The 22528-nt window shown below is 53.4% G+C and carries 14 protein-coding genes and 1 riboswitch; of the genes, 3 read left to right on the forward strand and 11 right to left on the reverse strand.

Translation table 11 applies throughout. The features are described from left to right. Positions 1–56: 56 nt before the first annotated feature. The 7 genes from BLQ17_RS02610 to BLQ17_RS02640 all read right to left on the reverse strand — a co-directional run bounded on the left by BLQ17_RS02610 (position 57) and on the right by BLQ17_RS02640 (position 10359). Entirely contained in the window at positions 57–1970 is a 1914-nt protein-coding gene (locus tag BLQ17_RS02610) for a sigma-54-dependent Fis family transcriptional regulator (protein WP_092219504.1), read from the reverse strand. Between the two features lie 100 nt (positions 1971–2070). Next, entirely contained in the window at positions 2071–2466 is a 396-nt protein-coding gene (locus tag BLQ17_RS02615) for a response regulator (RefSeq protein ID WP_092219506.1), read from the reverse strand. Beyond that, entirely contained in the window at positions 2459–5011 is a 2553-nt protein-coding gene (locus tag BLQ17_RS02620; protein WP_143005418.1) for a PEP/pyruvate-binding domain-containing protein, read from the reverse strand. Before BLQ17_RS02620 ends, BLQ17_RS02615 begins: the two co-directional genes overlap by 8 nt. A 121-nt stretch (positions 5012–5132) precedes the next feature. Next, on the reverse strand, positions 5133–5912 hold the full coding sequence (locus tag BLQ17_RS02625) for a TIGR02186 family protein (RefSeq protein WP_092219509.1): 780 nt from the start codon (positions 5910–5912) through the stop codon (positions 5133–5135). A gap of 2 nt (positions 5913–5914) precedes the next feature. Beyond that, positions 5915–6856: a sulfite exporter TauE/SafE family protein gene (locus tag BLQ17_RS02630; protein WP_092219511.1), complete on the reverse strand. Its 942-nt coding sequence runs from the start codon at positions 6854–6856 to the stop codon at positions 5915–5917. Positions 6857–7505: 649 nt separating this feature from the next. Then, entirely contained in the window at positions 7506–8882 is a 1377-nt protein-coding gene (locus BLQ17_RS02635) for a sigma-54-dependent transcriptional regulator (protein WP_218121700.1), read from the reverse strand. Beyond that, entirely contained in the window at positions 8869–10359 is a 1491-nt protein-coding gene (locus BLQ17_RS02640; RefSeq protein WP_092219512.1) for a sensor histidine kinase, read from the reverse strand. The genes BLQ17_RS02635 and BLQ17_RS02640 overlap by 14 nt, the downstream gene beginning before the upstream one ends. 223 nt (positions 10360–10582) lie before the next feature. Between BLQ17_RS02640 and BLQ17_RS02645 the strand changes: the two genes are divergently transcribed. Together BLQ17_RS02645 and BLQ17_RS02650 are read left to right on the forward strand one after the other, a co-directional pair. Then, entirely contained in the window at positions 10583–13267 is a 2685-nt protein-coding gene (locus BLQ17_RS02645) for a PEP-utilizing enzyme (RefSeq protein ID WP_092219514.1), read from the forward strand. Beyond that, positions 13264–16008 carry a PEP/pyruvate-binding domain-containing protein gene (locus tag BLQ17_RS02650; protein WP_092219516.1) on the forward strand — a complete coding sequence of 915 codons (2745 nt, stop codon included), beginning with the start codon at positions 13264–13266 and terminating at the stop codon, positions 16006–16008. Before BLQ17_RS02645 ends, BLQ17_RS02650 begins: the two co-directional genes overlap by 4 nt. A gap of 18 nt (positions 16009–16026) precedes the next feature. Here the strand turns inward: BLQ17_RS02650 and BLQ17_RS02655 are convergent, their stop codons facing one another. Continuing rightward, positions 16027–16719, reverse strand: coding sequence for a metallophosphoesterase (locus BLQ17_RS02655; protein ID WP_092219518.1), 693 nt, complete (start codon positions 16717–16719; stop codon positions 16027–16029). A 272-nt stretch (positions 16720–16991) separates the two neighbouring features. After that, positions 16992–17195, forward strand: a riboswitch (cobalamin riboswitch). 176 nt (positions 17196–17371) lie between these two features. Here BLQ17_RS02655 and BLQ17_RS02660 point away from each other — a divergent pair. Beyond that, on the forward strand, positions 17372–18277 hold the full coding sequence (locus BLQ17_RS02660; RefSeq protein WP_092219520.1) for an ABC transporter substrate-binding protein: 906 nt from the start codon (positions 17372–17374) through the stop codon (positions 18275–18277). 115 nt (positions 18278–18392) lie between these two features. Here the strand turns inward: BLQ17_RS02660 and BLQ17_RS02665 are convergent, their stop codons facing one another. The 3 genes from BLQ17_RS02665 to BLQ17_RS02675 all read right to left on the reverse strand — a co-directional run bounded on the left by BLQ17_RS02665 (position 18393) and on the right by BLQ17_RS02675 (position 22512). Further along, positions 18393–19448: a proline racemase family protein gene (locus BLQ17_RS02665; protein WP_092219522.1), complete on the reverse strand. Its 1056-nt coding sequence runs from the start codon at positions 19446–19448 to the stop codon at positions 18393–18395. Positions 19449–19511: 63 nt separating this feature from the next. Next, the gene (locus BLQ17_RS02670; RefSeq protein ID WP_092219524.1) at positions 19512–21185 is read right to left on the reverse strand and encodes a BCCT family transporter; all 1674 of its coding nucleotides are present in this window, start codon (positions 21183–21185) and stop codon (positions 19512–19514) included. Positions 21186–21456: 271 nt separating this feature from the next. Next, positions 21457–22512 carry a proline racemase family protein gene (locus tag BLQ17_RS02675; protein ID WP_092219526.1) on the reverse strand — a complete coding sequence of 352 codons (1056 nt, stop codon included), beginning with the start codon at positions 22510–22512 and terminating at the stop codon, positions 21457–21459. Positions 22513–22528: the final 16 nt, after the last annotated feature.

Raw genomic sequence — 22528 nt, forward strand, 5'->3', positions numbered from 1 at the left:
AACACTCCGTTCCGGCACCCTCTTCTCAAGCGGAACAGGTACCGGAGCGGGTCTGCTCACCTGAAATCTTCACAATCCATGCCATACTCCTTTACCTTGCGGTAAAGGGTTGCACGCGATATCCCGAGATCTCTTGAGCTCTTCGCCATATTTCCCTCGTTTCTTGACATGGTATTGCCGATGAGTTTGCGCTCCATTTCCCGGATAGTACCCGTATCAACAGTCCTCCGGGCATCCCTGGCAGCAGAGATGCCCAGGTGTGAAGCCAGGATCTCCCCGTCGTTGGAGAGATGGATCGCCCGCTGCACGCAGTTTTCAAGTTCGCGGACGTTTCCCGGCCAGTGGTACTCTTTCATCAGCGCCATGGCATCAGGGCTTATCCGGTTTTCCGGACCGTAACGGCTGACGAAATGGCGCGCCAGCAGTTCGATGTCCTCACCTCCCCGCTCGCGCAGAGGAGGAATGATGATTTCGATGATATTGAGGCGATAAAACAGATCCTTGCGGAATCTGTTCAGCGCCACCTGCTGGTAGAGGTCCACATGGGTTGCGGCGATAACCCGGGCGTTGGTGTGGATCACCCGCTGTGCGCCGATGCGCTGCACTTCTCCGGTCTGCAGTACCCGCAGCAGTTTTACCTGCATATCATGGGGCATGTCGCCGATTTCATCGAGCAGGATCGTCCCGCCGTCGGCCAGCTCGAATTTGCCCGGCCGTCCTTTTCTCGATGCGCCGGTAAATGCGCCGTCCACATAGCCAAAGAGCTCGCTCTCCAGCAGTTCGCCTGGAATAGCGCCGCAGTTGAGGGGCACAAATGACTGGCCTGCACGGCGCCCGCCCTTGTGAATTGCCTGGGCGAACAGCTCCTTGCCAGTTCCGGTCTCCCCCAGCAGCAGAACCGTTGACGAAGACCCGGCGGCACGGACACCCAGCTCGACCGCTTCACGAAAAGCCTTCGACCTGCCGACGAGCAGGTCGAAGGTAAATATCGGCTCGGTGCCGGAGATGCGATCGGCGAGCTTTCTGAGATCGTTGAACTCCTCAAACACCATCACCGCCCCGAGCAGCTCGTCACTTTCCGAAACCACCGGTTTTGCCGAGTAGTAGCAGTGCACTTCGCGGTTGTCCACCTGCAGCCTGACCTCCCGCTCTTTCCACGCCTCGGGATTCCTGTGAATTTCCCTGAGATCCAGGTCGAGCCCCCTGAGCACTGAAACCGGCTTACCTTCCAGATCGTTTTGTTTGAGAATGATTTTGCCTTTGCGGTTGGTTTTCCAGATCCGCTTGTCGGTATCCAGCGTGAGCAACCCGGTCTCCGCCGATTCGATCACCCGGTTGAGAAAGCCGGTATACAGCGACATCTCCCGGTTACGCCGAAGCAGCCTCATCTGCTTTTCCACGGAACGGGCAGCCATGGTTATCATGATCAGGGTATGGGAATGAACCAGGCGGCTGGTGCCGGAAACCACCAGGACCCCGGCCAGCTCTTTATTCTTGCCGAAAATAGGTGCGGCAGAACTTGTAAAGCCGTGCGCCTGCCGACAGTAGTGATCTTCTTCGTTGAGCTGCACGGGAAACCGCATTGCAAGGCAGAGGCTGATGGCCGATGTCCCCACATCCCGCTCGGTCCATCGGTATCCGACCGCACAGTTGCCCTCGGCAAAAAGCTCCTTGACTGTGCTGCCGCCGTCCACCTTGAGGATATATCCGTCGCTGTCGGCAAAGGCGATGATAAAATCGTCCGGCGACAGCAGCCCGTAAAACTCGTCTATATGGGAAATGACAACCTCAAGGAGGTCTTGCTGTGCAGCGCATCGCGCCTCAAGTTCGGCCGCGGACAGCCGCTCCTGGTTTTCATTTCTTCTGTCGGCGCTGATCCGGTATTTTCTCGACCGCTCATGGGAGGCACGAATCTCCTTGCGCATCTGCTCGCTTGTGGGGATAATCCCAATGGAATTCACAGGTTCCATAAATCCTCACCGATTCATCCGGTATCCGGCACAAAATGTATAATTATGACACATACGGCAACATACCAGATCTGCATCGCATTGACAAACGGCCCTTTTCCTATTGCGACTCCTTGTTGTTAATATGGAGCACCGCCTTGTCGATGGCGGCCAGCAGTTCGCCGAAGGTAAACGGCTTGGCTATAAAATCGAGAACCCCCTTGCGGAAAGATTCCTTTGCGGTCTGCATTGTCGCAAACCCGGTTATGACGATCACCTCCGTCTCCGGCCGCATGCTTTTCACTTCACTGAGAAGTTCCATCCCGTCGATCCCTTCCATCTTGAGATCGGTTATGATCAGGTCGAAAGGATGCTTCCTGAACCTGTCCAGTGCGTCGATACTTTTGAGAAAAGTTTCGACATAATATCCCTTCCGTTCGAGAATGGGCTTCAAACGCTTGGTCACAATAGGCTCATCGTCCAGTACTAAGATTTTTATCTTTTCACTACTATCCATCTTCCTTCTCCAACCCCACCTTCCTGTATCGCTGCATGAGCGTTGTAAATTGGCTGACATAGTTGCTTATCATGTACTCGTCCACCAGTTTGACATCGAGCTGTCTGGTATAGGATACCAGCGCGCCCAGGATAAATATTTTTTCCCGGATGGCTTTGCTGGAAGCACCCTTGAGACGCCCCACCACCAGGTCGCCTTTGCTCGACACCATAAAATCATTTGCCATCAAAATCTGCTGAATCATCCTCCCTCTGCGGGATCGCCTTTTCGGATCGGTCACACCGCCAAAAAACCTGAAATAGACATAATTGTCTATTTCCTTTCCCGAGCAGATACTGTCTATCATGGAAAAATGATAACCAAGACGTAGACTGACGTTCATATAATCGCCGGAGGTTACCGCCAGGTTCTGCCCGACAAACCTGGGATCGGAGACATTTGTGGCAAAGGTTTTCGTCATGCTCGACATGAAACTTTTCATATCCACCTCCACCGGTTCCCGCTCCCAGAGTCCCTCGGCACACATTCCCCTGGCCAGCGCTTTCAAGGGGACACTTTTGATTTCATGCAGCTGCAGACGGGACGGCAGTCTTTTTGTCCGGCAAAGGGCGAAATCGATAACGGTCAGGTCCAGCGGGATGGTCAGCTGCAGCCTCCTCGCGTGTTCCTTTAAAAAGATATCGTTGGCAAAATTCCGATCAACCAGTACCTCGACAGATTTTTCATGCACGAACCGAAGCAGGTCGTGCAACGTCCGGCACGCTTCCGCCCTGAACGTAGCCGCGGCAGGATCCACCAGTTTCAGCGGACTGATCTTTTTCAAGAGCCTGCGCAGCAGCCGGAATTCATAGGTCTGCTCAAAAGGATCCTCGGCAAATTCATAGTAGCACAGTTCGGGCATCAACCCTTCATAGATCTTGTGCTCCTGGGCGTCAAGGGTTATTTCCATTCCGGATTTCAGTACCTTCGTCGCACGTTGGGTGTTGATTATCATCGGCACCCGGAACTCTCTGGCAATTGTCGAAAGATGGCCGATCTGCGAGCCGATATCGGTAATCACGCCGTTAACCCGCTTTAAAACCCGGGCAAAATTCGGTGATGAAAAATGAGTTACAAGAATCGCCCCCTGGGGAGTCAGGTTCAGTTCTTCTTCTGAGCGGACATTGTGCACTACACCCATGCCGACTCCTTCCTGCACAATATCGCCGACCCCGTCAAACAGGATCGGATAGTTGTCGTCAACCCTTGAAAAATCACAAATAAGCTTTGGCACGTTCTGGCCGATATTGAGTGACCTGCTTTGAAGAATTACCGGATTTTTCCTCTCGTCGAGCGCGAACTCGATATCCTGGGGATGGCGGAAATATTTTTCAAGGCGCATTGCTATGTTCACCACCTCCCGGAGTTCTTCGACCCCAAGACTCGGCCGGTCGCGCAGGCGCGGGTTGAGCCTGCTGTTTATCACCCCGTCGCCCTCCTGTTTCTTCTTTACTATTTTTTTCTTGTGCACAATATCCATGCCAAGAATCTCATAGGGCGGCTTTCTGGAAACATGAAACTGATCCGCCCTCTGCTTTCCGCCGACAAGACCGGCCCCGAGTCCGAACGTCGAAGCGACCAGGAGCTGATCTTTGTCCGGCTCGAATGCATTGAGGGAATAGACGACCCCGCTGACCCTGGCATGTACCATTTCCTGCACGCCGACGGCCATGACAGCCTCCGATTCCAGGATATTTTTCTGTCGCCGGTATTCCATCGCCTGGGGCGCATAAAGACTTGAGAGAACGCGCAGGTATGCATCCGGCACGTCTTCCGGCAAGACATTGAGAATACTTTCATACTGACCGGCGAAGGAATGTTCACTGTCTTCACCTATCGCGCTTGAACGGACAACAAAGCGCATGTCTTTTTTTCTTAAGGAACGCGAAACGACAGAGGCGACCGCCTTGGTAATGCTCTTATGGATCGGCTTGGGCAGACTCAGACCGCGCACCAGCCGGACCAGTTCCCGGGACACCTCCGCGGTTTCCCGTCCCTCCTCCCACTGGTGCAGGAGGGATCTGATCTTTATCCCGCACTCCCCTTTACGCAGCAGCTGATCAAAGCAGTGGCTGGTAACGGCAAAACCGTCGGGAATCCTGACGCCCAGAAGACCGCCAAGCACCCCAAGGTTGGCGTTTTTCCCTCCGACCAGGGTCGCCAGGGTATCGTCGATATGTTCATAGCCGATGACGTATTCCCCTTCGGGAATAACCAGGTTCCCCTCCAGCTCGCTGTCAAGTTCGGCCCTTATACGGTTATACACCGAGAACAGTGAGTGAAACTTTCCAGGGACCATACAATCGAGATGATATATCATCCGGTAGACGCTTTCGGCGACCTCTGCGGTGCTTGATGAGATATAGTTTCTGTCAAACACAAACTCGCCGCTCATTTTCGCGCCCATATCGGCAATGATCTCAAGCGCTTGATTATTCTCGTTAATCAGTTTTCGAAAATGGTCAAATATAAAAGGAAAGGACAGTGCGGATTCTTTCTCCTTCAACAAAAATCTCCGAAAAAACCCGCTCAGTCCTTCTGTCGTTATCTTTCTCACGACTTTTTCACCGGAAGTCTGGTGCAGCGTTTCCAAGAAAAGCTGCGAACAATTGTTGCCGGGCGGCCTCTCAGTGGGCACTACCCCTGTCCCTGAAGAGTATTCCCATAAAAAGTCCTGCCAGAATAGCTATACCAACGGAGAGCACTCCGTACAGCAGACTGTTTTTAAATGCCATTTTGCGGATAAATTCCGGAAATCCGGTCTCCTCAAGCTCCAGTTTTCCCTTCTCGATTGCCGCTACCTGGCCGTCTTTTTTGATTCTCAGAACCCTGACCTCATAAGCGGCCACCGGTATCTTTGCCGGAATATGGATTCTGGCCTTAAACTCTTTGTTTCCTCCCGAATCACTGGTATAGCGTACCGCATCGCCGACGAGCTGATAAAGGGAATCTCTGGTTTTCAGTTTTATGAAATCATTGAAAAGAGCCTCTTTGTTTTGTGGCTCAGGTTCAATCCTCGCCTTTGCCAGCAGCGTGGAAAAGTCAAGATTCAGGCTGTTCCAGCGAGGGTCGCTGTGCAGACGCCAGTCGTCTAAGGTTTTCGGCAGGTAGAGCAGGTATACGTTCGGCGCGTTGCCAATGCGAATGTGCTCAACAGTCATCCATAACACCCCTCCGACCTTGCCTTTACGCGCAAACTCAGCCGCGGTGGAGTGGCCGACGATCTGGACAACCGCTTCCTCATCCCCTTGCACCTCCCCCGTCACAAAAACATCCTGGCCGTCGTAGGTCGCTGATATCTTAACCTGCTCCGGTGAAACATGAACAGCCATCGCCTGCCATGGCAGCAGCACCAGAGCGAGCACCAACACTCCCTTTGCCGACAACATTTTCATAACCTTGCTCATTTTCAATGACCTCCCGCGTAGGAAAGGACGACCGACGGCTCCACCAGCAGACCGAATAACATTTTTGCCATCACCACCAGTACAAGAGTCGCGAGAATGATCTTCAGCTGGTCACCCTTGAGTTTCCTGCTTATCCTCGTGCCGAACTGCGCGCCAACGGTCGACCCCAGCAGCAGCAGCAGGGCCAGGACAAAATCGACCGTATGGTTGGTGTATGCCTGCATGACAGTGACATTGATACAGGTAAAGAGTATCTGGAAAAGGCTGGTGCCGACCACAACATGCATCGGCATACGAAGCAGATAGACCATGACGGGAACCATGATAAATCCTCCGCCCACCCCCATGACGGCCGCCAAAACTCCTACAAAAATTCCCATAACAAGAGGTGTCAACGCGGACATGGTCACCCCGGACTTTACAAACTCCGTCTGAAACGGCAAATTTCCAAGCATCCTGCCGATTGGAGAAGTTCTTTTGGGAGGAGAAGATTTTGTTGGCAGCGCCGCCGTATCTTCCCGATCTTTTTTTAACGACTGAAGACTCTCGACAAACATATAGCCGCCGACTCCCCCGAGCATGACGACATACGTCACGCTGATGAGAAAATCGGCATTCCCCATTGCCCTTAAGACCTTGATAAGCTGGACGCCCAATGCCCCGCCGGCAATCCCCCCTATCAGCAGTAGGATACCCATCTTCATGTCAACATTACCGAGCCGGTAATGCGCGAGGGTGCCTGACGTTGAAGCCCCCACTATCTGGTTGGAATCAGAGGCGGCGGCCACCGTCGGCGGGATACCGAACATGATAAGCAGCGGGGTCATCAAAAAACCGCCGCCGACTCCGAATATTCCCGACAGCAGCCCCACCAGACCGCCCAATCCGAGAATTAAGGCGATGCTGACACTGTTGCCTGCAATAGGAAGATACATATGAAACATAAGATTCCCTCTTTCCCTTTTTTTCAACAACCTGAAAACCCATCCCAAAAGTCAATTTCCCTATCCGGACCGTCGCGCCACTGTTCTTTATGCGGCACCATTACAATCCGTTTCTACTTGCTTATTAGCACAAATCGTGCCAGAACCATATCATACTGTATTTACACCACATTTGATGTCGCCGTCAGACGACCAGCCGAATCAGGGCAAAGATTTGTTTCAATTTGAAACGATACCCCGTAATGGTGATGAATAAAAACGAAAGAATCCGGCCACTCTGCAGGGTGCCACGGCGGACAAAAGAGTTCCTGCTGTAGCTGAGAAGTGCGCGGGAGGCGGGAGCGAAAATTATCAGCGGGGGAAGACGGCGCCCCTCGCACCACAGGGATGAGCAGGGGCAATCTGTTCAATTTGAAACATGCAAAAACAGAACGGCCCCATTCCCGGGCAACAAAACAGCACCGTTTTCATCATTTTTCTTGATTTTCCAGCGGCAACCGGTGGTGGCCGCCGTCTTATGCACACCCCTAAGCCGCCGTATCCGGGCGCAATATGGGTGCTGCTTACAGCTTGCACCAAGGCATGTGGAGCATGCCCAGAGGACACAGACGAAAAACAGCCACCGAAATGTTTCAAAATGAAACCTTGGCTATTGAAGGCCGTCTTCGAGATTATACTGCTTGATCCTTCGCCACAACGTCGTACGCGGCAGGCCAAGAATTGTCGCGGCCATTTTTTTGTCCCCCCTGGTAAACTGCAACACCTTGGCGATATGATCTTTCTCGACTTCGGCCAGAGATTTAAGTACCTCGGGGTCAACCGGCTCAGGAGTGGACTGTTGAATATCGCGGGGCAGGTGACCGGGCTGCACGACTTCTCCGGTACAGAGCGCCATGGCCCTCTGGATGGTATTTTCAAGCTCGCGGACATTGCCGGGATAATCGTAGTCAACGAGCAGGTTCATCGCCTCCGGTGAAATGGATTTGATCGATTTGCTGAATTTTCTGTTGTACTTGGCGAGGAAATGGCTGATCAGAAGCGGCAGGTCCTGTTTTCTCCTGGTCAGCGGCGGCAACTCAAAAGAGACGACATTCAACCTGAAATAGAGGTCTTCCCGGAAGGTGCCCATACCTGCCATTTTCTTCAGGTCACGGTTGGTGGCGGCAATAATCCTGATATCAAGATCAAGAGGTACCGTCGCGCCGATCCGCAGAATCTGCTTTTCCTCCAGTACGTGGAGCAACTTCACCTGCATTGCAGGATCCATCTCCCCTATCTCATCGAGAAATACCGTTCCGCGGTTCCCCGCCTCCAGCAGCCCAATCTTGCGCGATGTGGCACCGGTATAGGCCCCTTTTTCATGACCGAACAGCTCGTTTGCCACAAGCTCTTCGGTAAAAGCTCCGCAGTTAAATACGATAAACGGCCCATTGCTGCGATTGCTCAACTGGTGAACCGCCCTGGCGGCGAGTTTTTTCCCGGTGCCGGTCTCACCCTGAATCAGGACGTTACAATCCAGGGGGGCTATTGTCCTGATGGTTCCAATCAGCTTCTCCATGGCGGGGGACTGCCCGACAATACCGCAATCTCCCTCCTGGACCTCCAGCCTCTCACGGAGCCAGTCGTTTTCACGCTTGAGTAGGACCTTGTCGCGAATTGCCTGAACCGTCAGCAGCAGGTCATGACGTTTAACAGGCTTGCGGAGGTAATTGCTGGCACCTGTCTGTATCGCATCCACCGCGGTATCGATACTGGAATGGCCGGTAATAATAACCACGTCAATTTCAGGATTCGTCCTTTTCAGGGCATCAAGAATCTTCAATCCGTCCATGTCGGGCAGCTGCAGGTCTAAAAGAACGAAATCGATGGCCCGGCGCGCCACTGTTTCAAACACCTCTTGTCCCGTATGGCATATTACGATACCGTCGACTTCTTCCTGCACGATCCGCTCAACCCGTTTGCAGAACAGGTGATCATCGTCCGCCAGAACCATGGTGAATCGACGCTCCATCCTAGGATGCACCATTTTCCACGTCCTTTTCGTTATCCGGTTCCGGCTCACGCAGAAAGGGGAAGCTCACGGCAAAGACAGTTCCATTATCCACATTTGAATTCACCTCAATAAACCCGTTATGCTTTTTAATGATGCCGTAAACCACCGACAGCCCCAGTCCGGTTCCCTGCCCGGTGCTTTTGGTTGTATAAAAAGGCACGAAGATCTTTTCGATCACTTCCGGTGACATTCCGTACCCGGTATCCTTGACCAGGATCGTCACCATATTCTCGTGGTGGAAGACGATCGACAGGGACAGCAGGCCGCCGTCGGGCATTGCCTGGATGGCGTTGAGACACAGGTTAATGAAGATCTGCTTGAGACTGTCAAGATCTCCGTTGATCCAGCACTCACCCTGGGGAAAGTCAGTCTTCAGCGTCACCCTGGCGAGCATGATCTGGTTCCTGATCAATTTCAGGGTGGTTTTCAGCATTTGAATAACATCAACCGGTTCAAACACCATCTTGCCGTGGGACCGTGAAAAATCGAGAAGATTGTTAACGACCTTGCTTGCTCTGGTTACTTCACTGAGTATGTCCAGGAGCATCTCCTCCTCATCGGCCGGGTCCATCTGCCCTCTTTCCTCGATAAGCGCTTCAGCCGTAAGAGAAATATTATTCAGCGGGTTGTTCACTTCATGGGCGATACCTGACGCGAGAATACCCACCGCAGCAAGTTTACGGGACTGGACAATTTGTTCGTGCCGGTAATCAAGTTCCTTGATCATGCGGTTGAACGCCTTGATAATCATCGGATAGGTGTGATACCCGGTTTCCGACGGACTGACCGGGCGAAAATCCCCCTGGGCGATTCGACGGGTGGTGCTTGTCACGAACTTGATCTGCTTGATTGTGGCAATTGTCAGAAACATCAAGGCGACAATCAGCCCGCCGCTGAAAAGAAACATTACTGTTGCCGGGACAATCATTATCTTGTGCAGGCCGGCACTGATGTAAATCTGGTTCTGGTCCAGCACCTTCTGGGAAAAAAGCAGCAGTTTATGGCCGCACTCACGCATGGCCCGCAAATCGGCCTCCTGCCCGTTCTGGGCAATAAGGGTGTATTGCCTGTACTCCGCCAAATCCTTTTGGAACTGGTTTATGTCGTCTTCATACTTCATTACCACCGGTGACTTACGAACACTTTCAAGCCCCGATTCAATCTTGTCGATGTAGACCAGCATTTCCTCCAGATCCGCCCGGTCGATCCGATAGACGAAATTTTTCTCATAACGCCGCAGATCGAGCACATTTTCCATGAAATTGTGTATGTTCTGGAGATTCTTGAAATCATCCTGAAACTCATTACTCTGGTAAATGTAGGCCACAAGCTGGATAACCAGCGAAATTGCGGCCAAACCACAGACCAGGACTAACTTTTTTCGTAATCCTTCCATCACCATGCCAACGTATTGTTCAACTACAGTAGAGATAACCGGGGGGTAACACATCCCAGCATACCACGACCCCCCGGCATTATCCTCAGAAAATCAGGGCAGAGGCAAAATTCCCCTATGTTTCTTAGGTGTTTTGCCTTAGTGTTGTAATCAAGCAGAGCCTTGGGCATAGTTTATTTGCTGCCCTCCTGATTTCAACCGCAACAAGCTTTATGACAGAACGGGCCAATAATCTCGTCTTCGTCACAAAACAGCAACCAGCAGGAAATAGAAATCCATGTGGTGGCCGAAAATCAGACAGAAGAAGCGCAAGACAATGGCAAGTCAGGCCAAGACCGATATCTGGCGGATCAAAGCCATTTTTAATAATTTCCGGAAAATCCTCCAGGTCAACACCGTCGTTTTCGAATCCATGGCGGACCTGGACAGGACCCTCGGCGGCGAATATATCTTCGACCGCAATTATCTTGAAGAAACGGTACGGACCATCTCATCTCACGTCCATCACGTCACCTACAGCCTCAACGCCCTTACCGGCAACGCGCACATCGCAATCTACGACAAATACCAGGAACTCAGGACCATCCTTGATGACATCCTGGTTGGCAATTACCAGGCACTGTACTGCCCCCCTGTTCTTCCCCTGCACGCTCTGAGCTGGGAGCTGGAACCGCTGGTCGGCATCAATATCATCTGTCTGGCCGAACTGCAGCACCACCATGGAATCAAGGCCGCTGGCGGCGTAGTCTTGACCAGCGGTGCTGCCAGAGCCCTCGCATCACCGGCCGAACCCAGCACCGCTGGGCCGAAAATAACCAGGGAAGCGGTGGAACAGAACCTTATCGAATTCCTGAAAAAGAATTTCGCCAAATATCCCCAGCGTAATATTATCGTCAGCTCCAGCCAGATTGACGAGGATATGGGAGAAACCAGAAACCTCGGCGAATTCGAGCTGTCGGTGTGCCCGGAGGCGAACCGGGTCGTTTTGCAGGACAAGCCTTCGGAGATCTTCACCGGCCATGAGACCCGGGAGCAGACCGTCACAACCGGCCCCCGTCCGGTGCAGGAAACAAAGATCGATGGTTCGACCATCCCGGAACAGTTTCTCAACGGGATCCGCTTCATCTCGAAAACGGCGAACGCAAGGCTTCACCGGACCGAAGACTCCCCCGATCCCGCTTTTGCCCTGTTCATAAGAACCGCGACCCCCACCACCGCATGCGGCACCGTCACCACCCGGACACCCTCGGTGGGCGTCGTACCAATCCTCAAGATAACCGCCCACCCACCAGAACAGCCTGATATAGTTGACAAATACAGGCTCAAGCGCCTCTTTCCTTTCAATATTATTTCATCGGATATAGCGCCCAAACCCGCATCGTGTCAACTTCCCGATGACCAGCATGCCGACACCAGGCTGGACAACGGCAGGTTCATGCGCGGCTCATCGCTGATCAAACCTGAAGCACTCAAATCACTGGCAGAAACGGCCATGACCCTGGAGCGGATAATGAGTGTTCCGGTCACGATTCAATGGGAACTTGGACCGGACGGTGAATTTGTCATTACGCGCCTGTTCCCTTTTCTGGAAAAAACCGAAGAACCGACCGCCGCAGAACTTTCCGAAGAGATGGACAGCGCGGTTATCCTGGCCGAAGGAGGTCAAGTGGTCCAGTCCGGCGTCGCTGCGGCTCCGGTGGTGCACGTGACGGAATTGACGAAACCCGAGGACTTTCCGGTCGGGGCAATTGCCGTTGCCCCGGTTGCAACCCCACAGCTGACGCCGATCCTGTACAGGGCGTCAGCAATTCTGACCGAGCAGGGCAACCCGGTTGGCCATCTGGCAACGGTTGCCAGGGAACTCAACCTGCCGGCGCTGTTCGGTATACCAGGAATCGTAAACGACCTCGCCCCGGGACAGGAAATCACCGTTGACAGCGGTATGCGCTGTGTTTTCCAGGGTATCGTCAAGACCCTGGTGCAACTTGGCAACAGCGAGACGGCGTTTTCCCCCGTAGACCCCGAATATCGGATTCTACGCCGACTGCTCAGGTTTATCACCCCCCTCAACCTGGTCGACCCGGAGTCCCCAGGCTTCACCCCCCGCCATTGCCGGACGTATCATGATATCATCCACTACTGTCATGAAGCGGCCGTTGACGAACTTGCCCATTTCCAGGAACGGCGACCGGAACTGCGCGGCCTGCAGACCTCCAGACTGCGACTGCCCAACACCATGGACATCAACCTGCTCGATATCGGCGGAGGTCTTCATTCTGCGGCCGAGGATACGACGATAATTGGCGATATACACTCCAAACCGTTCGCCATCTTCATCGACGGCCTGCTTCACCCCCGGGCTGGCACCGATTCACCTGGCATACTTGGGGTACGCGACATTTTCACCTCTCTTCCCAAGACCTTTACCCAGATAAACAGCCGCGCAGAGCTTCTGACAGGCAACCTGGCGATCATCGGCCACCATTACATGAACCTCAGCCTGCGGCTTGGTTACCATTTCAGCGTTATCGACGCCCATCTCTCAACCGACAGACATAGAAATTACATCTATTTCCGTTTTATCGGCGGCATGGCCGCCGAATCCAAACGGGCTCGGCGGGCGCAACTGATAGAACGTGTTCTGGCGACAATGGATTTCAAGGTAGAGCGCACCGGAGACCTGGTTGTCGGCAGAATGAAATTCGAGCAGGAAGACGCCCTGCGCTCCTCCCTGTTCGTGCTCGGGGCATTGACGACTTTCACCCGCCAGCGGGACACAATCCTGGACAACGATAACCAATCGGAACGGCTATTCGCCAATTTTGCCGACACCTTTCTGCTGTCGTATGGCGAAAAGTCTAAGTTATCAGCGCCGTTCACCCCGGTTTCCACTTCAGAAAAACCGAAAAATCAAGCTCAGCCTGTCGACAGTCCCTCAACAGTTCCAGGTCAAAGGTCATGAAACTTCCCCTTATCACCCCGTTGCTGGAAAAAGTCCAGACCCACCGGAGAAAAAAGGAAACCATCGCTCTTGAGGACCTCAAGGCCAGGTACCATGCATTTCGCATTTTTCTTGAAAACAACGGCAGCGCCCTTGAACTTCTCGCCCGCCTGGACTCCCTCCTGATCAGGGGAGAAAGCGACGAGATCCGTAAACTGGTGGAAGAACTGATCGGTTTCACCACCGAACTGGTCGACGGCCTCAACATCCTGTCGAACTACGGCCATACCCAGCTTTACGGTTTTCATGGCCGTATGACCGAGAACATTCTGGCCAGCTGTGGTTCCATCAAAGACGAAAATACCGGTGAATTCTGCGTATCCTTGAGAGATCTGCCCCGAAACGGCGAGAGGCTGGCGGGGAGAAAAGCGGCAAATCTTGCCCGGCTCAAGCGGTTGGCCCTGCCAGTCCCCGATGGTTTTATCTGTACGGTTTCCGCAACCAAGAGATTCATGAAGATGGGCAAGCTGACGGCGGACATCCAGCGCATCCTGCGAGATATTTCCCAGGGGCAGGTGGATCTCAACAGGGGGGCAAACAGGATCAAGACCAAGGTCATGGACACACCTCTGCCAAACGAACTGGCCACATCACTTGAGACCCAATACCGGCTCCTGGCCCAACAGCAGCTTGGCAACCCCGACGCCGCCATTGCAATTTCCGTGCGCAGCAGCGGCGTTGCCGAAGACAGCATAGAACACTCATTCGCCGGCCAGTTCACCTCGGTGCTCAACGTCATAGGAGTTCCAGCCCTGTTTGTCGCTTTCAAGGAAGTTCTCGCCAGCGGGTTCAGCGCCAGGGCCATTTCCTACAGGCTAAACGCCGGCCTGTCCCCTCTTGATTTTGATCTGGCGGTCCTCTGTCAGACTATGGTCGATGTGGATTGTGCCGGGGTGCTCTTCACGGTAGATCCCGCAGAGCCTGAAAACGAGAGGATGCTGATCAGTGCGGTGCCCGGTCTTGGCACTCTTGCGGTGGGTGGGGTCTCTCCCGCCGACCTGTACCGCCCTCCCCGCTCGGCAATGGAAGGGGCCCTGCCCGGCCTGGAAAATGAACTTTTCTGCCAGATAACCCCGACAACGGATGAGAATTACGCCATGCTCATGGACGATGCCCAGATAAGTCCCAGAACAGTTCGGGAAGTCCCCATGGTTAACGGCGGGACGTCCATCGAGCAGATAGCCTGCCAGGAGGGGCAGAACCCTCTTCTTGCCCCCTGGGTCATCGCCAGGCTCATGTATTTCGGCATGTTATTGGAACACCTTTGGGGAATGCCCCAGGATATCGAGTGGGGGTACTCGGAAAAACAGGGGCTGTTCCTGCTTCAGGCCCGGCCCCTCAGACTGGCCTCACAACCGGGCCGGACACCGTCTTATGAGACTGCAGAACGACTCCTGCAGGGCTCCTGCGCCTCTTCCGGCAAAGTGGTCGGCTGTATCCGCAAAGCACATTCGCTGGCCGATCTGCTCGATCTGGCGTCAGGACAGTCCGAGCTTTGCAGACAACCAACCATCCTCCTGCTTCCACAGAGTATCGTCGATGCCTCCAACCTGCTGCCGCTCTGCCGCGGCGCCATCATCGATATCGGCAACCCCACCGATCATCTTTCCTGTATCGCCCGGGAAATAGGCATGCCGATGATCACCGGTGCGCAGGAAGCCTCGACCATTCTCGAAAATGGACAGTGGATTATCCTCGACGCAGACAACGGCTCTGTTTTCGAGGCATCCGAGGTTGTTAAATCCGCCGCCATAAAAGCTTTTGACGATCAACGGCAGAACCAGGGCAGACAGCCAGCAGGACCGGACCCGCTCACCCGGTTCCGGTCGGGCACCATTGCCCCGGAACGGGAAGCTTTGCGCAGGCAGCTCCTCCCCCTCAACCTCACAGATGCTTACGGTTCGACATTTTCCATACTCGAATGCCGGTCAATCCATGACGTGATCCGGTATTCCCACGAGATGGCCGTCCTGTCCATGTTCTCAACCGGAGATTCGATAATGGATTTCGCCGGCGGTCTGCTCAGGCCCCTGGATATCGGCGTTCCCATTTCTTTTCTGCTCATAGACCTTGGCGGAGGAATCCGGCGCTCTCCGGAAAGCTTTTTAAGAAAACAGCTGGCCCTGCACAAGCCGCTGAGCCCCGACGACATTCTCTGCATCCCGCTGCAGGCCCTCTGCGAGGGGTTACTGACCCCGGGGCTCAGCTACCACTCGGCTCCCCACGCCGGAGCGCTCAGGGAAATATTTTCCCATAATTTACTGGACCGGCGCGGCAAACGCCCCGCCGGCTCCTTCAACTATGCCCTGGTTGCCCGTGACTACATCAACCTCAACCTGAGGGTCGAATATCACTTCGCCATGCTTGACGCGATTTGCGGTAGAAATAACCGGGCGAACTATATCCGCTTTCGTTTCAAAGGCGGCGGAGCCGGGCTGGAGCGCGGCCACAGGCGGGCAATCTTCCTGCAGAAAGTGCTTGAACAGAACGGATTTTTTTCAACCGTGGTCGGCGACCTGGTGACCGCTTCCCTCACGGGGGCCTCAAGACACAAGGTGCACGCCCAGCTGATCATGCTGGGCCGGCTGTTCGGCTACAGCCGGTTTCTCGACGGGATAATGAACGACGACGAATCCCCGGAACGATTCGCCAGGGCATTTCTGGAGGGGCGCTATGACGCGAGGGAGTTCGAGCAGGATTGAAACTTGTCAAGCTCCAGATCAACCATGGTAGAATCGTTTGCCGGGAAGCTCCATCGCCGTTAACATATTGCCGTAAACGGCCCCGGTATCGATACAGATCTGGTGGGGAAGGACCAGCGGCGTAAGAAATGGGGTGTGACCGAAAACGACGGTCACGTCATTGATGAAGGAACCGCGTTCCCAGAACCGCCTGCCGCACAGCAGCTGCGCCTCCTCCAGAACGTTGTGTTGTGCCAATGTGTCCCCGCCCGCATACTTTCCGATCAATTCGTCGGTGATATCGGCATGGGTAAAAATATAACCGTTCCAGTGCCACGCAAACCGCAGTGAGTGGAAAAAACGTTGGTGCCTTTCGGGAAAGCATGAGAGTTTCTGCAGCGACTGTACACGCGCCCCGTAACTTGCCGCGGTAGCCTCGATTCCCATCATCCGCAGGCTTGGCACCAGCTCCACGTCTGAGGTCTCAGCGTATTCAAGAAGCATCTGTTCGTGATTACCCTTGAGAAAGATTACCCGGTGATGGGTTTCTTCAATCTCAAGCAGCTTTTCCACCACTTTTGCCGAGTCCGGCCCCCTGTTGATGTAATCCCCGAGAAAAACAAGGGTATCCCTTGTCCTGTCCACCGGCAACAGATCAATCAATGCTGTCAATCGATCAAAGCAGCCGTGAATATCACCAATGCAAAATACTTTTTCGTCACTCTCAGCCATATCGGAAGGGTAATTGTCAACCAGGTTGCGGTTTTTTCTTTCACCTCACCACTAAACCGGTACCGCGTCAAGTCAATAGTGCAAAATGAGAGCCGTCCAGTAATTTTCATAAAAACAATCTTGAACTTCCCTCCGGATTCTCCTTCACCACAGTGGTAGGGAAACGATCTCGACACGCAGACATGACAGCCCCGCTCCTTGCGCAAACCGCATACTACATCGTAGGTATATGTTAATAAAGAAAAAACTTGACTTTGGTTTGACGATGCTGTTTTCTCTTTGGTGTTTCGGGTGCTATTACCATAGCTTTAAAAGGGAACCCGGTGTAAATCCGGGACGGGCCCGCCGCTGTAATTCCCATCATCTCCAACTGCTTGAGATGGAAACCCAGGCAACCTAGTGTGTCACTGTTTTTGACGGGAAGGCCGTTGCCAAAGGGGGAGAGTCAGAAGACCTGCCTGAATAATAGAGCTGGACTGTCTGGGCAGGACCGTTCACACACATTCTGTGGATAAACCAGGGCATCCCCGGATCAAGATTAATTGGTCCGGGGATTTTTTTTATCTCCCCGGGCAATAAAAGAGACACTTTTGGACGGAGAAGGTATATCAACCAACTCCGGCAAGCGTCGGTTACAGTAACGGGGTCTGTTATGCTCTTGCTTTCACATATGACGACAGGAAGGTCTCGGACCCTCATCTGGGTGACAGTCCTGCTCCTGCTGTCACACAACACCTTCATCTGCCTTGCTGGATCGGGGCGCCAAGAAGTTCCGCAAAAAATTGTATCTCTTGGACCGATAAACACGGAAAATGTCTACCTGCTGGGAGCGGGGGATCGTCTGGTTGGCACGACCACGTACTGTGTTCGACCGGATGCGGCAAAATCCACGGCCAAAATCGGCTCCGTCCTGCAGGTATCAGTTGAAAAAATAATCAGCCTCCAGCCGGATCTTGTTCTTGCGACCGGTCTTACCAGGGATTCCCAGATAGAACTGTTGCGCAAAGTCGGACTGAAAGTAGTCCGTTTTGACCAACCGTCCTCTTTTGCTTCGAGTTGTGAACAGTTTGAACAATTGGGGCAACTGCTAGGCCTGGAGAAAAGAGCAAAAACAATCACGTCGGAGCTGCGTAGACAGATACAAACCATAGTCAATCGTATCACGGCACTCGGTCTCCCCTCACCGAAAGTGGTTATGCAAATCGGGGCTGACCCGCTTTACCTTTCAGGCCGGGATTCATTTACAAACGATTTTATCGAGCTGATCCTTGCAAAAAACGTTAACGACACCTTATCCGGACGAATAGGCTATGAAAGGGTCATTGCTGCAGACCCGGATTTGATCCTGATTGCGATCATGGGATCGGAAACAGGTGTGGCCTCTAAAGAACAAGAAAAGTGGAACCGTATCAACGTGATCAAGGCAGTTCAAGACCAAAGAATTCATATAGTCGACCCCAATCTTGTCTGCAGCCCCTCACCCGCCACCTTCGTCCAGGCACTGCACCAGATCGTACCGCTTATCTACCCCCAGATACCAAAACCCGGTACATTCTAGATTGTCAAAATAATTTAAAAGCCTTTCCAGGAGTCTGGTGCAGTCACTTCCTATTGCGAAAAACAGACCCCTGAAAATGACAGGAATACCACCGGAGTGATTTGGGTTACACCTTTTAAACGGCCCAGATGTCGCCCACCTGAAAACCGTTTGGAAAGGGATCGGAGTGATCAAGAACCATGGTGCTGAACCCGGTTATCCACGCCTGCCCGCTGACAGTGGGAACTACCGCGGCATGGTCGCCTATGCGTGTTTCTTCAACCAGTTCTCCGGTAAAAATGTTGCCGAGAATTCCCTCGTGACGGAACTTCCGGTGCAGCTTGAGCTCGCCCTTGGCATGGAGGACAGCCATTTTCGCGCAGGTGCCGGTGCCGCAGGGACAGCGATCGATAGCACCGGTCCAGGTCGCGGGCTTCTCCCAGTCGAGGCTGCCCGATGCGACGGTGACTGCGTTTTTCCAGTCACCGTCCGGGTTATCGGTGGGACCTGAGAGCTGCGAAATGGTAATGCCGACACCGGGGTAGTCCGGATGGGATACCGGCAACTGCTCGTTGGCCGCTTCACGGATCATGGCACTGACCCTGGCGATCTCCTGACCGTGCTCCGGGGTTATCTCAAGGCCGGGAAACTGCCTTATATCGGCTATTGCATAGAACATGCCGCCCCAGCCCACATCCACCTTCACCCTGCCCAGGTGGGGAACGTCTATTTCTTTATCCAGGTGTGCGGCAAACGCGGGAACATTTTTAAAGGTTACCTTTGTCACCTTGCCGTTTTCACATTCAGCGGTAATACCGATCAGTCCGGCGGGAGCCTCAAGAATCAGCTCGGTAACCGGCTCCTGCATAGGCAGCATCCCTGTCTCCAGCAGCACCGTCGCAACCGAGATGGTGTTGCCCCCGGACATGACCGGGTACTCAGTCTGTTCCATGATAATGTAACCGGCATCGGCATCCGGATGCACCGGAGGGCAGATAAGGTTACAGCAGAGCGGCGGATAGCCCCGCGGTTCCCGGAGCATCATCAGCCGGAGCTGATCGTCATGTTCCCTGAGATGGTTCATCTTGTCCATCATGGTCCTGCCCGGAATATGCGGCACCCCGCCGGTGATAACCCGCATGGGCTCACCGATATGTGTGTCGACAGCGTGAATTGTTCTCTTGAATCCCATAACTTATTCCATCCTCTTCTGGCTTTTGTAATCTGGTCTCGGATGTCTCGCCTGTTGCCTGATCTACGCAGGCTGATCATCCAATTTCCGCACTTCAGGCTTCACAAGCTCCTCACCTTTTTTCAACCGCATGGCATCCCTGGCCAGAGCCTTGATCAGGGCCAGCCCCATGAGCACCATTATCGCAGAAAAAGGAAGCGCTCCAAGAAGCATAGCGGATTTTATCGCCCCCAGCCCTCCAGCCAGGAGCAGGACAGTAATCACTATGGTAACAGCCGATCCCCAGAAGATAATGTGCCGTTTTGCTTTCTGCCCCTCATCGCCTCCTGATAAAATGGTGTTGAGGATCAAGATGCCGGAGTCTGCCGAGGTAACAAGATAGGTCATCAGCAGGATCGCCACCATAAATGTCAGGAGTTTGAATAACCCGCTGCCAACCATTACCTTGAGGGTCGCGAAAAGCTGAGCTTCCTGACCCGCCGACAGGATGGCGCCACCGGCTTTTCCCGTCAACTCCAGGTCAATCGCCGTACCGCCGACGACGGTAAACCAGATAAAGCACATGATTGACGGCAGAATCATGGTCCCCAGCACATACTCACGAATCGTCCGGCCACGGGATATCCTGGCAAAGAACAGACCGACGAACGGGGCAAAAGCGATCCACCAGGCCCAGTAGAAGACAGTCCACCAGACTGACTGCCATTTATACAGTGTAGCCGCAGGCTCCACATTGGAGTTGGCCCAGTAGGTCATGGCCTGAACCGGAAAGTTGACGATATAATCCGCAATGCCGACAAAAAAGGACTGTATGGCGACAAACGGGGAGCCGAAAACAAGAAAAAACGCCAGCAAGGCAAAAGACAGAACCATATTAATGTTACTGAGCCATTTGATGCCTTTTCTCACCCCGGACGCTGCTGACAGAATCGATGCCGCCATAATGACACCAAGCCCCAGGAGCATGGCACTGTTGGTAGGAGCCCCTTCGCTGTTAAGCATCCAGTCGGCACCAGTGATGATGCTCAATCCGGATGCAAACTGGGTGATGCCGTAGCCGATGGTAACGGCAATGCCCAGGATAGTTGCAATAACTGCAGATATATCAACAAGATCACCGGCAACCCCTTCCATCTTCCTGCCGAAAAACGGGGTAAGTCCGGACCGGATGGTCAGGGGCAAATTTCTGTTATAGGAGAAAAAAGCAAGCGCAAGTCCGACAATGCCGTAACAACTCCAGGCCGTAAGCCCCCAGTGGAAAAAAGACCACTTGTAAACCGAGCGGAGAGTTTCAGCGGATTCAGGAGCAACCGCGCCGATAATGGTATCGGGATTGCTGGCAAAATGGTAGATCGGCTCTGCGGTGGAAAAGGTGAGCATGCCGATTCCGATACCGGCGCCAAACATCATCGAAAACCAGGAAAATCTGCTGAATTCAGGTTTTGCATCCACCCCCCCGAGCCGAACCTTGCCAATGGATGGAAACACAGCCAGCACCAGGCAGAGAAAAACAACAAAGGCCATGGCATAGATATACCAGGGACCAAAGGATTCAAAAGACCAGCCGCGGATTTTCAGAAGCAGGGCACCGGCCTGCTCCGGGAAAACGGCGGCCCACAATACCAGCCCAATGATGATGATTTTCGATCCTACGGTCGTCCCTTTGCTGAATCCCTCGTAGAACCCATCTTTACTTACCTTTATGTTGAGATCTGTTACTGGTGGTTTTAGTGCCATGAATCCCTCCTGAAAAGAATTTATCATCATCCCTGACGCAAAATTCCCATGATGGTTTTACTTTTCCCAATAAATTCAGAATGTTTTAACTCAAAAAACAAACCGTGCTTTACCGGAGCAGCCCACTACCTGAAAATATCTCTGTATCTGTTTAAATTGATCCCTCCCGAGACTTAAACGTTATCCGGCCGATCGCAGGCCACTTTTTTCCCAAAGCCCGGCACCGGCTGATCTGGTCTTGAGTCGCCTTTGGCCACCTCGTCATCTGCCGTCACCCCCAGAGGTCACCAACCGTATACCCTTCCGGAAATGGGTCGGTCGGATCAAGCACATAGGTGGAATATCCGGTAATCCATGCCTGACCGCTCACGGTAGGGATCACTGCCTCATACGGCCCCACCCTGGTCTTTCCTATAAGCTTGCCGGTAAAGCTCAGATCGAGAATCCCCTGCTGCACAAATTCCTCATTCAATCCAAGCCTGCCTTTCTCGTAGAGTTGGGCCATCCTGGCACAGGTTCCGGTTCCGCACGGCGAACGATCAAGCGCACCGTACCAGCTCTCCGGCTTTTCCCAGTCAAAAAGACCGCTTGGCACCGTTACACAATTTCTGCCATGAACACCGGGAGTTGCAGAAGAGGAGTAGAGCTGGGCGAGGCTGATGCCTTTGAAATCATGATTTTCCGGATGTACCAGGTCATGAAATTTTTCGTTTGCCGCAGCCCTGACCAGCTCACAGGTCCGGGCTATTTTACTGCCATTCTCGGGCAGAATCTCAAACCCGAACCCTGCGACATCCGCAAGAACGAAAAAGACGCCTCCCCAGACAATATCAACTGTAACTTTGCCAAGATGGGGCACATCGAGTACAACGTCCTTTGCCACTACGAAACATGGAACATTGGTAAATGTTACCCTGGTTACTTTGCCATTTTTGCACCGGGCCGAGAGTTTTATCAGTCCTGCAGGGGCCTCAAGCGTGAGCTCCGTGACCGGCTCTTTCATCGGCAACATCCCTGTTTCCAGCAGCACGGTCGCTACCGCAATTGCATTACCGCCGGACATCCCCGGATACTCATGCTGCTCCATGATGATAAAACCGGCGTCCGCCTCCGGGTGCGAAGACGGCACGACAAGGTTGCAGCACAATGGCGGATACCCCCGCGGTTCACGCATCATCATCCGCCTGAGCTGATCGTCCTCTTTTTGCAGCCACTTCATTTTTTCGAAAACAGTGTTGCCGGGCACATCAATAACTCCGCCGGTAATAACGCGCATTGGTTCCCCGGCGTGAGTGTCAACTGCGGTGATGGTTCTCTTAAAACCCATTTGCTGCTCTCCTTTA

It is taken from the genome of Desulforhopalus singaporensis, assembly GCF_900104445.1.
Lineage (GTDB): Bacteria > Desulfobacterota > Desulfobulbia > Desulfobulbales > Desulfocapsaceae > Desulforhopalus_A > Desulforhopalus_A singaporensis.

Excerpts from the sequence above, each read along its gene's own strand:
- BLQ17_RS02610 (WP_092219504.1), bottom strand. The coding sequence starts at position 1,970 with ATGGAACCTGTGAATTCCATTGGGATTATCCCCACAAGCGAGCAGATG.
- BLQ17_RS02615 (WP_092219506.1), bottom strand. The coding sequence starts at position 2,466 with ATGGATAGTAGTGAAAAGATAAAAATCTTAGTACTGGACGATGAGCCT.
- BLQ17_RS02625 (WP_092219509.1), bottom strand. The coding sequence starts at position 5,912 with ATGAGCAAGGTTATGAAAATGTTGTCGGCAAAGGGAGTGTTGGTGCTC.
- BLQ17_RS02630 (WP_092219511.1), bottom strand. The coding sequence starts at position 6,856 with ATGTTTCATATGTATCTTCCTATTGCAGGCAACAGTGTCAGCATCGCC.
- BLQ17_RS02635 (WP_218121700.1), bottom strand. The coding sequence starts at position 8,882 with ATGGTGCATCCTAGGATGGAGCGTCGATTCACCATGGTTCTGGCGGAC.
- BLQ17_RS02640 (WP_092219512.1), bottom strand. The coding sequence starts at position 10,359 with ATGTGTTACCCCCCGGTTATCTCTACTGTAGTTGAACAATACGTTGGC.
- BLQ17_RS02645 (WP_092219514.1), top strand. The coding sequence starts at position 10,583 with ATGTGGTGGCCGAAAATCAGACAGAAGAAGCGCAAGACAATGGCAAGT.
- BLQ17_RS02650 (WP_092219516.1), top strand. The coding sequence starts at position 13,264 with ATGAAACTTCCCCTTATCACCCCGTTGCTGGAAAAAGTCCAGACCCAC.
- BLQ17_RS02655 (WP_092219518.1), bottom strand. The coding sequence starts at position 16,719 with ATGGCTGAGAGTGACGAAAAAGTATTTTGCATTGGTGATATTCACGGC.
- BLQ17_RS02660 (WP_092219520.1), top strand. The coding sequence starts at position 17,372 with ATGCTCTTGCTTTCACATATGACGACAGGAAGGTCTCGGACCCTCATC.
- BLQ17_RS02665 (WP_092219522.1), bottom strand. The coding sequence starts at position 19,448 with ATGGGATTCAAGAGAACAATTCACGCTGTCGACACACATATCGGTGAG.
- BLQ17_RS02670 (WP_092219524.1), bottom strand. The coding sequence starts at position 21,185 with ATGGCACTAAAACCACCAGTAACAGATCTCAACATAAAGGTAAGTAAA.
- BLQ17_RS02675 (WP_092219526.1), bottom strand. The coding sequence starts at position 22,512 with ATGGGTTTTAAGAGAACCATCACCGCAGTTGACACTCACGCCGGGGAA.